Raw genomic sequence first — 13739 nt, 5'->3', positions numbered from 1 at the left:
CACTTAGTGGAAGTGCCATACGCGAGATCTGTAACGATAAATTCGGGAACTTATGGGTGGGTACAGAAGATGCCGGAGTAAACAAGATTTCGCCCAATGGAGATTTCACAGCCTTTATTCCTGATGGATCTAAAACCAGTATTGCTCATACGAATATCCATGGTTTAAAAGCCATCGGCGACGAATTATGGATAGGGACCTACGAACAGGGCTTGGACATATTAGATATAAAATCGGGCAAAGTAATCAGGCATTACGACAAAGGAGATGCCCCAAATGCGCTTAAAAGTAACTTTGTTGATTGCTTTTATCAAACCCGTTCCGGAAATATTCTGGTTGGTACTGCCGATGGGTTGCATCGTTATAATAAAACCACACGGGATTTTACCCTAATTAAAGAGGTTCCGCAAAATTTCCATTATACAGCGATTACAGAAGATGCTGATGGCACGATCTGGACAGCAACAATAAGCGGTGGCCTTTTGTATTTTAACCCTAAAACGAATAAACATGGTTTTTATAGAAATGTTGCGCAAAACGAAAACAGCTTAAGTGATAACTTTGTAAACGGGGTATTCATCTCTGCTGATAAAACACTGTGGGTGACCACGGAAAATGGTTTAAACCAATTCAATCCTGTAGATAAAACATTTAAACGATACGGCACTAAGGATGGCTTCCCAAGCGATGTTTTCTATAAAACAGAAGAGGATAAGGTAGGTAATTTATGGATCAGTTCCTCTAAAGGACTAATCTGCTATAATCCCAAAACAAAGAAAATAAGGGTATACACCACAGCCAACGGATTGTTGAGCGATCAGTTCAATTATAACTCGTCATTTCAGGATGCCAGCGGCCAGATCTATTTTGGTAGTGTAAATGGTTTGGTAAGCTTTAACCCTTCACAATTCAAACAGAACACTATTGTACCTCAGGTTTACATTACAGGCTTCCAGGTATTTAATCAGGAATTGTTGATCAATGCAGAAGGCTCTCCGCTTAAAAAATCAATATCCTATACAGATCAAATCAACCTTAATTATGATCAGTCTACCTTTAGTATTGATTTTGCAGCACTTGCGTATACCGATCATGAAACTGCAGAATATGCATATAAGCTAGAAGGGGTTGATAAAGATTTTACCTATCTAAAAAAGAACAGAAGGGTGTTCTATACTAAGCTTAGCCCGGGTAAATATACCTTTCTTGTTAAGGGTGCTAACAGCAGTGGCGTATGGAATGAAACCCCAAGGGAACTGATCATAGAAATATCTCCTCCATTCTGGTTAAGTGGTTGGGCTTATTTGTTTTATCTATTGTTATTTATTGCTGCAGTTTATGCTTTGGTGGTGTACACCACCAATAAAATTAAATTTAGAAACAAGAGGCGGATAGAGCAGCTGGAGAACCAAAAAGAAAGGGAAATTTATGAGGCTAAAATTGAATTCTTTACGCAAATCACACATGAGATAAGAACACCACTTACCTTAATAAAAGGACCATTAGAAACAGTCATAAAAAAATATGCCCCGGTTCCAGAGGTGCTTAACTATCTGCTTACGATGGAAAAAAATGCAGACAGGCTATTACATCTAACTAACCAACTGCTCGATTTCAGAAAGATAGAGTCTAAGGAATATAGCCTTAACCTCATGAAAAGCAACATCAGCGAAATCTTAAGAGAGCATTACCTAAGGTTCAAAAATGCAGCTGAAGAAAAGCAGATCCACTTTCAACTCAATTTACCACACACAGAGTTTTATAGCAAAGCAGATGCCGAAGCACTTAATAAAATTTTAAGCAATTTACTAAGCAATGCCATTAAGTATTCCGATAAAAGAGTAGATATATTGCTGCTTAGTACTGATCCTGACTCTAACCAGTACGCTATAGTGGTTAAAAATGATGGTTTTTTAATCCCGGAAGAAATGAGGGAAAGAATCTTTGATTCTTTTGTCAGGTTAAAGGAAACATCCAATCAAATCGGTACAGGTATAGGCTTGGCACTTGCACGCTCTTTATCCAGGTTACATGGTGGCACTTTAACATTTCATGCCGATGAAAATGAAATGAATGTGTTTGAAGTAAAATTGCCCTATTACCCAACTAACGAACCCATTGAAGAAAAGTCAGTTCAACAGGAAATTATTACCGTCCCGGTTTATCAGGAAGTAAGCCCGGAAATTGAAAATACAATTCAAGAAGCTAAACCACTGATTTTGCTGGTTGATGATAATGCTGATATTCTCCAGTTCATTGCTAAAGAACTCAGCTCTACGTACAATTGCATTACTGCGGCTAATGGTCAGATAGCGCTTGACATGATAAAAGAGCACTCTGTGCAACTGATCGTTAGCGATGTAATGATGCCGGTTATGGATGGCTATGAACTCTGCAGGCAGATAAAAACCAATCTTGATTATAGCCATATTCCCCTTATTTTGCTTACAGCAAAAAGTGCATTTCAATCAAAGATAGAAGGCTTGGAAATAGGCGCCGACGCATATATAGAGAAACCCTTCTCACCACAGCATTTACAAGTGCAAATTCAAAACCTGTTATTCAACAGAAATCAGTTAAAAGACTACTTCGTAAGGTCGCCTTTAATTCATATAAAAAGCATTGCMCATACTAAGCCTGATGAGATTCTTTTAGAGAAACTGAACGATTTTATCCTTAAAAACATTGCAAACCGTGATCTGGATGTAGATAAGCTTGCCGAAACATTAAACATGAGTCGGGCCACGTTTTATCGCAAAATAAAGTCCATCTCTAACCTGTCGCCAAACGAGCTCATCAATATCACACGACTTAAAAAAGCGGCAGAACTACTTGTAGAAACAAATTATAAAATCCAGCAAATAGCTGATTTAACGGGTTTTACCTCTCAATCTCAATTAGGTAGGGCATTTACAAAGCAGTTTGGGGTAACACCGTCAGAGTATGCTAATAATTTCATCAGGAAAAATGAATAAATTAGAGCATGAACCGCAGAACACAATATAAGTTAAGGCAGCTTGGAATAATTATAATTGCATGGCTCATTATTGGCTTTATAATGGCCGTTTACGATCATATGATATTATATACCAATAATTCATTGGGGCCATCTTCCGACTATACTTTTCTTTCATCGGTTATTAGAAACATGTTTGCTGCGCTGGTCGGCGCTCTTTTAGGCGGAAGTTTGCTCGTATTCTTTGTAAACGTAAAGTACCAGGACAAGTCTTACGGCTATACCGTACTTGCGGTAATGATATCTTTTGTACTTATTATTTTGTTCATCAACGTCTTGTTCCGTATTTTTTCTGTTCAGGATACGCACCGGCTTTTTAAAAATGGTCTTGCCTGGGGTATAGTAGTGGCTGTTACCCAATTGCTTCTGCAAATCAATAGCAAATTTGGCCATGGCACGTTCTGGAACATTGTACGCGGAAAATACAATACTCCTAGAGAGGAACAGCGCATTTTTATGTTTCTCGATATCAATTCATCCACAACAATAGCCGAACAATTGGGTGATCAAAAGTACCATGAATTTCTTAAGGACTTCTTTACAGATATTACCAACCCCATACTGGACAACAAGGGAGAGATATACCAGTATGCAGGCGACGAAGTTATTGTGGCCTGGAAGTATGAGGACGGGATTGAAAACAGCATGTGTGTACGGTGTTTTTTCGATATTAAGACCTACATTAACAATATAAAAAATAAATACCTGAAGCGTTACGGTGTGGTGCCTACCTTTAAAGCCGGAATCCACTGCGGTAAAGTTGTTGCAGGCGAAGTAGGAATAATTAAGCGGGATATAACCTATTCTGGTGATGTATTAAATACAACTTCCAGGATACAGGGAATGTGTAAACAGTATGACGAGGAGGTAATTGCATCTTCAGAACTCATAAATAAGCTTCAGTTAACCAGCAGTTATATAGTAGAGACCCTTGGGTCAATAAAATTAAAAGGCAAAGAGCACGAAATGTTATTAAGCTCTGTTAAACCAATTATTTGTTCATAAAAATATCTCTTAATATGTCATTACATGCGTTGCCAATACTATCATCAATATTAGATAACGACTTTTATAAAATTACCATGCAGCAGGGGGTAACCCGTTTATTTCCTTCTGCAAAAGCACGGTATGCATTTATAAATCGGGGCAAACATTCATTTCCTGATGGTTTTGCAAAAGCATTAAGAGAGGCAGTAAATGAAATGGCCACATTACAAATAAGCAGAGAAGAAAAACACTTTTTGCAGGTAAATTGCCCGTATCTTGATCCTGTATATCTTGATTTTCTGGAAGGATACCGTTACAATCCTGAAGAAGTACACATTGCACAAAACGGAGATCAGCTTGAGGTACATGTAGAAGGCCTGTGGTACCGAACCATTTTATGGGAAGTACCATTAATGTCGCTCATTTGTGAGCTCTTCTATGTCCTTAATGATTCCCAAAGAATCTCTAACGACGAGGTAATTAACCATACTAAAGAAAAGATCGAAAACTACCGTCGTTTAGGCGTTACAGTAGCAGAATTTGGTACCCGTCGTCGGTACTCTTATCAGGTCCATAGATTGGTACTCCAGGCACTTAGCCAATACGGAGATGGTTCGTTTATAGGCACCAGCAATGTACATATGGCCATGATCCACAAAACAAAACCTATTGGAACCCATGCCCATGAATGGTTTATGTTTCATGCCGCACGTTATGGCTTTAAAATGGCCAATGCAACAGGATTGGAGCATTGGGTAGCCGTTTATCGTGGCGATTTGGGCATTGCATTATCTGATACTTATACTACCGAAGTGTTCTTTAAACAGTTCGATAAAATGTTTTCGAAGCTGTTCGATGGCGTTAGGCACGATAGCGGTGATGCACTGCTTTTTGCCGATAAAGTAATTTCGCATTACAACAGCATGGGTATCGATCCCAGAACCAAAACCATAATTTTTTCTGATGGATTGAACTATGAAAAAGTCGCACGCATTGCTGATCATTGCCGTGATAAAATCGGAATGTCATTTGGAATAGGTACAAACCTTACCAACGATGCCGGGCCTACAGCAATGAATATTGTGATTAAAATGACTGAGGCACAGCCAAAGGATGGAGAGTGGACTGAGGTTGTAAAGCTTTCTGACGAACATGGAAAGTACACAGGAACCGAACGCATGATCAATCTGGCTAAAACCATTCTGGAGATAGATTAGAAAAGAACAGTTTTACGCAACGAATTTGTTGTTATTTCTTTAAGTCGCAGGAAATTATCTAGTTTTAGTACTTAAAATAAACTAAACACATGAAATCAAAAACTTTGTTTAACTGCTGTATGGCCGTTATTATCTTTATCATTGGCAGCACATTGCAATCGATTGCCGCTGCCCCYCCAAAACAATTTTATCAAATAACGGTATATCACCTTAAAAGCAAAGCTCAGGAAGAAAGGGTTGATAAATACCTTTCAGAAGCTTATGTGCCAGCTGCACACCGACTAGGTGTTAAAACAGTAGGCGTATTTAAAGCTGCGGATATAGACACGGCTAGCGATAAAAAGATCTATGTATTTCTTGCTTTTCAATCACTAAAACAGTTTAGCGAGGTATCCCAATTGCTTTTAAAGGATAAAGAACTGGCAATTAAGGGAGCTGATTATGTAAACGCAGCTTACAATGATGCCGCTTTTGTAAGAAAGGAAAACATCATTTTAGAGGCATTTACAGGAATGCCAACATTAAAGAAACCCGTATTCAGTAATGCCAAAAGCGAGCGTATATATGAATTACGTAGCTACGAAAGTGCTTCCGAAAAGCAGCATGTCAATAAAGTTCAAATGTTTAACAATGAAGAAGTTGAAATATTTGATCGTATAGGTAGCCAGGCCGTATTCTACGGTGAAGTATTAGCTGGTAGCCGTATGCCAAACCTAATGTATTTAACCACTTACAGTGATAAAAAATCGAGAGACGAACATTGGAAAGTTTTTGGTGCCGATCCGAAATGGAAACGCGTATCAGCTTTACCTGAATATCAGAATAATGTTTCAAGAAACGATACTCAATTCATCGTTCCAACTGAATACTCTGATTTTTAAATTTTATGAATATAAAACATACAGTTTTACTGATTGTGTTACTTTGTGCAAACAGTGTATTTGCACAAAGTAAACACAGTAAAACATCGCGGTTTAAAAGCTATAAGGGTTTAATTATGGCTGGCTATCAGGGCTGGCATAACGCAGCCGAAGATGGTGCTGGCCGAGGCTGGTATCACTACCAATCTAAAGGAAAATTCGAACCTGGAAGTACAAATGTCGATTTATGGCCCGAAACAAGTGAGCTAAAAAAGGTATATCAAACATCTTTTGTACATGCTGATGGCAGTGCAGCTTATCTGCCAAGCGCCCACGATGCATCAACTGTCGAAATTCATTTTAAATGGATGAAAGATTACGGACTAGACGGCGTATTTATGCAGCGCTTTGTAGCAGAGATCAAGGGAAAGTCTGGTCGCAATCATTTCAATACAGTGCTTGGAAATGCACTAAAGTCCTCACAAAAATATGGAAGGGCAATCTCTGTTATGTACGATCTGTCGGGTACCACAGACAGAGTTGACGTGCCGGTGCTCATTAACGATTGGAAAAACCTGGTCGACAGTATGAAAATAACCAGCCAGGGAAACAATCAAACCTATTTATACCACAACGGAAAACCTCTTGTGGTTTTGTGGGGAGTTGGATTTGGAGATAACCGGAAGTATACCCTAAAGGATGTTGCTAAAATGGTCGATTTTTTAAAGAATGATCCGGTTTATGGCGGCTGTTCAGTAATGTTAGGCGTACCCACTTACTGGCGTGAATTTGGAAACGATACAGAAAAGAACCCATTGCTTCATGAGATCATAAAAAAAGCAGATATCATTCATCCATGGACCATTGGCAGATATGGCAATGAAACTGCATATAATAAATACGCAGAGGTTCAAAAAGGAGACATCGCCTGGTGTAAGCGAAATAAGCTCGATTATGTTGGAGTTGTTTTTCCGGGCTTTAGCTGGCACAATATGAATCCAAAATCGCCGTCTAACCAAATTCCAAGAAACAGGGGCAAGTTCTTTTGGAAACAGCTCTCTACGGCCGTAAAAAACGGCGCAGAGATGCTTTATGTAGCCATGTTTGATGAGGTAGACGAGGGAACCGCTATTTTTAAAATATCTAAAAACCCACCCGTTGGCGCAAGCACTTTTGTGAAATTTGAAGAAGATATTCCTTCTGATTACTACTTATATCTTTCAGGATACGCCGGTAAAATGCTTAGAAAACAAGTTCCTTTCACAGAAGATGTTCCTTTGCCGCCAAAGCAAAAATAATTTTCCTAATTTTCCATGGATAATTAATCAAATCATTAAATGAAGGTTGCGTTAAACAGAAAAGGTTTTACATTGTGTTTTTTGTTGCTGGCTACTAGCGTATGTTTTGCTCAGAAAAAGGTTAAAAAGCAGATGGTCAGCGATAGGGCCTTTTGGCTGCAACAAATGGATAAGATGGTAAGACCCGTGCTATACGACCTCTCTAACGATAGTCTGAGGATAAAAATGCCACAGGTAACCTCTAATACCACCGATAATAAGGCACAACGAATACAAGTGCAATATCTTGAAGTTTTAGGCAGGGTTTTGAGTGGCATCGCGCCTTGGTTGCAATTAGAGGATGGTGATGCTGCGGAAAAGGATTTGCGCCAGCAGTACCGTAATATGGTGTTGAAAGGACTTGCTAATGCGCTAGATTCGAATAAAAAGGACTTTATGCGCTTTGATTTGGCAGGTCAGCAATTGGTAGATGCCTCATTTTTGTCTTTTGCTTTTATAAGGGCTCCCTGGCTTTGGGAAAATCTTGGTAAACAGGAAAAAGACCGACTGGTGAGCTCTATAAAAACCACCAGGAAATTTAAACCTGGTTTTTCAAACTGGTTGCTTTTTTCGGCAATGAACGAGGCATTTTTGTGTAAGTACGGGTTCCAGTGGGATCCAATGAGGGTCGATTATGCCATGCAACAGCTAGAACAATGGTATGTTGGAGATGGGCTTTATTCTGATGGACCCGTCTTTGCATTCGACTACTATAATAGCTTTGTAATTCACCCTTATCTGGCAGCAATAACTGAAACTGTCAATAAAAAGACCAATGGGTATAACGCATTATCCGAAAAAATAAAGAAACGTAATGAACGCTTTGCGGTAATTCAGGAAAGGATGATTAATACGGATGGAACCTATCCCGCAACCGGTCGATCTCTCATTTATCGTGGAGCAGCATTTCATCACCTGGCCGATATGGCATGGCGTAAAGCACTGCCAAAGCAACTAACGGCTGCTCAGGTACGTTGTGCACTTACTGCTGTAATTAAAAAAACATTAGAAAGCCCATCCACTTATAAAAATGGATGGCTTTCTCTTGGCGTTTATGGTCAGCAACCGGCTATAGCAGACACTTACAACAATCAGGGAAGTCCTTATTTGAGCACCAGTATATTCCTGCCGCTTGGCTTACCTTCAACAGATCCCTTCTGGGCAAATCTACCAGAAAAATGGAGTGCTCAAAAGATTTGGAGTGGCGAAGATTTTCCAAACGACCATGGGGTAGATCTTAGATAATGTCAAAGCTAATCTGCAGCCTTAAAAACATAATTACCAGAACCAATTTCTAGTAAAGCGAAACCCTTTTTAATGCCCTTAAATACAACTTCCTTATTGTTTTTTATAAGCATTTCTCCTTCGTAGATCTTTGTATTTTCTGATGCAGGTATATAGATTGTGGCTTTGGAGTTTACAGGCACCTCAACCTTCAGTTCAAAGTTGTTCTCAGTTTTATTCCAATCAGAAACAATGTTTCCGTAAGGGGTTTTATAGCTGGCTCTTGCATGGGTAATATTACCAACCTGTTCAGGTTTTATTTCCAGTTTATTATAAGCTATTGCATCAGCAGAAGCTTTTATCCCACCCAGGCCACTGTACAACCATTCCATCAAATGACCCAGCATAAAATGATTGTTAGATACAAAACCATAAGCCTGCCAAGATTCGGTTAGCGCCGTTGCACCATGTTCCAGCTGCCAGCCATAGCCTGGTACGTCAGATTTGCTGTTCATATCGTAAATTACATCCGAACGACCGGCATCGTCCAACACCTTAAGTACATAGCGGTAGCCAATATCGCCGGCAGTAAGGCTGTTTTTTCTTCCTTTAATCTCCTTCACCAGATTAGCTATAATTGCTTCCTTATATTCAGGTTCAACTAAATTCATATAAGCTGCCATCGCATAGGCAGTCTGACTGCCGGTTGAATATTGTTTGGTTTCTTTGTTAAAGAAAGTAGTGTTAAAGGCATTTTTAACCGCTAAAGCCAAATCGCTATATTTCCTGGAATCTTCTGTTTTACCGAGCAGCGCGGCAACTTTACTAATAATTTCAATGTCGTAATAATAAATAGCGGTAGCCGTAAATTTCTTTGGAGTAAGCTGCGCCTCACCCGGCGAATTAGGCCCAATATCAAACCAGTCGCCCAAACCATGATCAAGCATATGGTTAGTCGCTTTGGTACCCAGATAAGCAATGTATTTCTGCATCATCGGATAGCTTTCTTCAAGCGCATCCTTATCGCCATACCATTTGTAAACATACCAGGGTAAGATCACCCCGCTGCTTCCCCATTCAGGAGAGTCACGGAAGCCACCATCAAAATGTGTGTACTCAGGTGCAATATCCGGAATCAATCCGTCAGCTGTTTGTGCCGCCATCATATCTCTGATTATCTTTCTGCACAGAGATGCTACGTTATAGTTGTACTGTACCGATCCACCCATAAGGTGAGCCTCTTCCAACCAGCCTAGTTTTTCCCGGTGCGGACAATCGGTAAAAACGCTCACCATATTACTTTTAATTGCCCAGTCTATTAACTTAAAAGTCTTGTTAAACAATTCATTTGATGAATTGAAACTGCCAATATTTTCTGCAGCATTTCTAAGGTGTAGGCTTTTTAAAGAGGTTAATACAGGTAAATTGTTTGGGTTTTCTTCTTTTTCAGGAACGGCCCCTTCAACCTGCAAATATCTAAAGCCATAGTAAGTAAAGCGTGGCTGCCATTTCTCGTTACCTTCTCCTTTCAAAGTATAATCGTAATAATGCGGCACACCGGATGCAGATTGGTTAACAGTTCCATCTGGATTTAACAGTTCTGCAGGAGTAATCCGTACTACCGCACCCTTTTTGCCATTTGTCTCTATTGCCGGGATTGCGGAAGCATTCTGACCCATGTCGTAAACCCATATGCCTGGCTTAGGGCTCGATATTTTAACAGGAGTAAAGGTTTCAAATAGCCTTACAGGTTCTGCCGTTTGCGAGTTTAAAACAGGAGAGCCAGTTACAATAACGGCCTTTCTCCATTTCGAATCATCAAATCCTGGCTTATCCCAGTTATTCTGTTCAAGCGTTGCATTGTAATCCTCGCCACCATAAATACTGGTAGTGGTTATTGGTGATGGAGAAGTTTTCCATTGCTCATCACTGATAATATTTTCGGTACTGCCATCACTATACTCCAATAAAACCCTGCAAATTAATTTTGGGAATCCATAAGCGCCCGTTAGTTTTCTGTATCGATCATCTCTTGGTATAAAATAAAAACCATTACCAAGTATAACACCTATAGTATTATCGCCTTTTTTGAGCTGATCTGTTATGTCAAACGTTACATATAAAGCATGTTTATCATATTGCGTCCACCCGGCATCCAAAATATGGTCACCTACTTTTGAACCATTAATGCTAAGATCGAAATGACCCAATCCTGAGATAAATGCTGTTGCGTTTTTAAGTTTTCTTTTTATTGAAAAATCTCTTCTAAAGAGTGGGAGGATGTCATTTTGTGGAGCAAAATCACCCCGTAAGTGTATTGCCGGTACAATACGTTCAGCGGCGGGTAATTCTTCATAAGCAATCCATTTTGCCCCAAGCCAGTCGCCGCTGTTCAATAAGCCCATTCGCCACATCGCTGTCTTGCTCCATGACGATATATTTCCATGATTGTCCCATATCTTAACTTTCCAATAATAGGTTTTTGCAGACAGTAAATGCCTTCCCTTGTAAGGGACCTGTATGGACTGATTGGAGTTTATCTTTTTAGAATTCCAGATGTTACCAATATTTTTACTCAAATCAGTCAGGTTATCTGCAACGAGTACCTGCCATGCGGCTTGCTGTGTATTTCTGAGTGATGAGGCGATGAACCAGCTTAATTTAGGCGTTTGGGATGTAATACCCAGCGGATTACTCGCGTATTCACAGGTTAATGAATTTGGCTGCAGAACATCCCTGGCAGATGTTAAAAACGGGAAGAAGGACAATATCAAGCAGAAAAGAAGAATTAATGGTTTAGGTTTCATATAAATAAAAATGCATGTTCTTTTATTCATATCAAAATCATAAAATAAACTGTGTTAAAACTATCATAACTTTTAGTATGTTTGTCTAGATAATTTAAAATTTATTTAGACAACGTAAAATGTATTCTATATCTGAGCTCGAACAACTTTCTGGTGTACAGACCCATACCATTAGAATATGGGAACGTAGATACAAGGCACTTACCCCGATGCGTTCGGCTGGAAATACACGGTTTTATGATGATCATCAACTTCGTAAATTATTAAACATCGTGAGTCTTAGCCAGTCTGGTTTAAAAATATCTCAGGTATGTGCACTTTCCGAGCAGGAAATCGACAACTTGTTAAAAAAGGAAATCGACAGCACTGTTTCCCCAGATGCAAATTGCGAATTCTATATATCACAGTTGCTTGGGTTTGGACTTGCATACAACGAAAGGGAATTTGATGAGTTAATCTCAAAATGTATTGCCGATTTCGGTTTACCATTTGCTTACAAGAATGTTATCTATCCATTATTGGTCAGACTCGGACTGATGTGGCGCAGGGACAACATTTGTCCGGCTCAGGAACATTTTTTATCCAATATTATCAGGCAGAAAATATTTGCTGCTATTAATCAGATTCCATTAAAGTCTAAAACAAAATCTACCTGGCTATTATTTTTACCTGAGGATGAAGACCATGACATTGGTTTGCTGTTTGCGAATTATATGCTTAGAAGTTACGGTCAAAAGGTGATCTTTCTTGGTGGAAGAGTTCCGTTTGAATCTCTTATAGATGCAATGCTTCACAATAGGATTGATCATATGCTGCTTTTTTTGGTACGATCGAGACCCGTTGCTAACGCAAACCAGTACCTAAATCAGCTGGCCGAACACTTTCAACAAACCAAAATATATATCGCTGGAAACAATAAGCTTATTCCTGAATTAGCGCTGAAGGGGAATGTTAGCGCTCTTCAATCAATAGAAGCATTCGAGGAAACAATTAAAACTATAAAACATGGCAGCTAAACCGAATGGTCATATTTCCAGAATTGCTGTTATAGGCTCAGGCTTTGCAGGTTTAAGTGCCGCGGCTTATATGGGCAAGGCTGGATATCATGTCGATGTTTATGAAAAGAACCAACAGTTAGGAGGGCGCGCCAGGCAGTTGATTACTGAGAATGGTTATTTATTTGATATGGGGCCAAGCTGGTATTGGATGCCCGATGTATTTGAACGGTTTTTTAATGATTTTGGCTATACATCCGGCGATTTTTATGAGCTCGAAGCCCTTGACCCTGGTTTTTCTATCGTTTATAGCGAAAATGAGGTGCTAGATGTTCCTTCGGATTACCAAGGTATAAGGAATTTGTTTGAGTCAATTGAGTCTGGTAGTGCCCTAAGGCTGGATCAGTTTTTAAAAGAAGCAGAATTTAAATACAAGGTAGGAATGGAAAAACTAGTATATAAACCAGGTTTATCCTTAACCGAATTTGCGGATGTTGACCTGATGAAAGGAGTGTTTAAGCTTCAGGTGTTTACTTCCTTCAGTAAACATGTAAAAAAGTTTTTTAAGCACCCTAAACTGGTTGCCTTGATGGAGTTTCCCGTACTTTTTTTAGGTGCAATGCCGCAGGATACCCCGGCGCTGTATAGCCTGATGAACTATGCAGGTCTAAAATTGGGGACATGGTACCCTAAGGGAGGTTTTTCCAGTGTTATAAAGGCGATGAAAACTGTGGCTGAAAGGCAGGGTGTTAATTTTTATTTCGATAAACCAATAATCGATTTCACTATTCACAACAGATTGGTTAGTGAAATAGGTCTTAAAAATGAAAGAAAGCCGTATGACGGTATTATTGCCGCAGCCGATTATCATCATATCGAAGAAAAGCTCCTTGGTAACCAATACCGGAATTACAGTAACGCATATTGGGATAAACGTGTTCTAGCCCCCTCATGCCTGATATTTTATATAGGTGTAAATCGCCGGATAGATAAATTAAAGCACCATACTTTATTTTTTGATCAGGACCTGAAACAGCATGCTTTAGAAATCTATAAACAACCTGCATGGCCTTCAAAACCTCTTTTTTATGTTTGTTGCCCTTCAAAAACAGAAACCGGACTGGCGCCAGAGGGACATGAAAATTTGTTCATACTGATGCCCCTTGCGCCCGGATTGGAAGATGGAGAAATTTTAAGGGAGAAATACTTTGAATTGATCCTCGGCCGTCTTGAAAAATATACCGGTAATCCCATAAGGAAGCATCTTGATTACAAAAAAAGTTATTGTGTTTCTGA

The 13739-nt window shown here is 39.4% G+C and carries 9 protein-coding genes; 8 read left to right on the top strand and 1 reads right to left on the bottom strand.

From position 1 onward, the window contains the following. The 6 genes from AC1DG9_RS14525 to AC1DG9_RS14500 form a co-directional block, all read left to right on the top strand. A partial coding sequence (locus tag AC1DG9_RS14525; protein ID WP_477634790.1) for a hybrid sensor histidine kinase/response regulator transcription factor occupies positions 1-2975 on the top strand: 2975 nt, incomplete at its 5' end. Positions 2976-2983: 8 nt separating this feature from the next. Further along, positions 2984-4021, top strand: coding sequence for an adenylate/guanylate cyclase domain-containing protein (locus AC1DG9_RS14520; RefSeq protein ID WP_288879419.1), 1038 nt, complete (start codon positions 2984-2986; stop codon positions 4019-4021). Positions 4022-4035: 14 nt separating this feature from the next. After that, entirely contained in the window at positions 4036-5220 is a 1185-nt protein-coding gene (gene pncB / locus AC1DG9_RS14515; RefSeq protein WP_288879418.1) for a nicotinate phosphoribosyltransferase, read from the top strand. An 89-nt stretch (positions 5221-5309) separates the two neighbouring features. After that, a complete protein-coding gene (locus tag AC1DG9_RS14510; protein ID WP_337716325.1) occupies positions 5310-6101 on the top strand; it encodes an NIPSNAP family protein in 792 nt (263 codons plus the stop codon). A gap of 5 nt (positions 6102-6106) precedes the next feature. Beyond that, positions 6107-7378 (top strand): glycoside hydrolase family 99 protein, encoded by a 1272-nt coding sequence (locus AC1DG9_RS14505; protein WP_288879416.1) that lies wholly within the window; start codon positions 6107-6109, stop codon positions 7376-7378. A gap of 39 nt (positions 7379-7417) precedes the next feature. After that, positions 7418-8662 (top strand): DUF2264 domain-containing protein, encoded by a 1245-nt coding sequence (locus tag AC1DG9_RS14500; RefSeq protein ID WP_288879415.1) that lies wholly within the window; start codon positions 7418-7420, stop codon positions 8660-8662. A gap of 8 nt (positions 8663-8670) precedes the next feature. Here AC1DG9_RS14500 and AC1DG9_RS14495 read toward each other — a convergent pair whose 3' ends face one another. Then, a complete protein-coding gene (locus tag AC1DG9_RS14495) occupies positions 8671-11448 on the bottom strand; it encodes a family 78 glycoside hydrolase catalytic domain (RefSeq protein ID WP_288879414.1) in 2778 nt (925 codons plus the stop codon). A 119-nt stretch (positions 11449-11567) separates the two neighbouring features. On the opposite strand from AC1DG9_RS14495, the gene AC1DG9_RS14490 reads away from it, so the two are divergent. Further along, entirely contained in the window at positions 11568-12464 is an 897-nt protein-coding gene (locus AC1DG9_RS14490; protein WP_337716322.1) for a MerR family transcriptional regulator, read from the top strand. Then, positions 12454-13739 (top strand): phytoene desaturase family protein (locus AC1DG9_RS14485; protein WP_477634789.1); only part of this gene is annotated, 1286 nt, incomplete at its 3' end. The genes AC1DG9_RS14490 and AC1DG9_RS14485, both read left to right, overlap by 11 nt.

It is taken from the genome of Pedobacter sp. 05L430 (genome assembly GCF_056397585.1).
The sequence above is the reverse complement of the archived record's forward strand: the minus strand, read 5'-3'. Positions and strand labels throughout refer to the sequence as shown.

Excerpts from the sequence above, each read along its gene's own strand:
- AC1DG9_RS14520 (WP_288879419.1), top strand. The coding sequence starts at position 2,984 with ATGAACCGCAGAACACAATATAAGTTAAGGCAGCTTGGAATAATTATA.
- pncB (WP_288879418.1), top strand. The coding sequence starts at position 4,036 with ATGTCATTACATGCGTTGCCAATACTATCATCAATATTAGATAACGAC.
- AC1DG9_RS14505 (WP_288879416.1), top strand. The coding sequence starts at position 6,107 with ATGAATATAAAACATACAGTTTTACTGATTGTGTTACTTTGTGCAAAC.
- AC1DG9_RS14500 (WP_288879415.1), top strand. The coding sequence starts at position 7,418 with ATGAAGGTTGCGTTAAACAGAAAAGGTTTTACATTGTGTTTTTTGTTG.
- AC1DG9_RS14495 (WP_288879414.1), bottom strand. The coding sequence starts at position 11,448 with ATGAAACCTAAACCATTAATTCTTCTTTTCTGCTTGATATTGTCCTTC.
- AC1DG9_RS14490 (WP_337716322.1), top strand. The coding sequence starts at position 11,568 with ATGTATTCTATATCTGAGCTCGAACAACTTTCTGGTGTACAGACCCAT.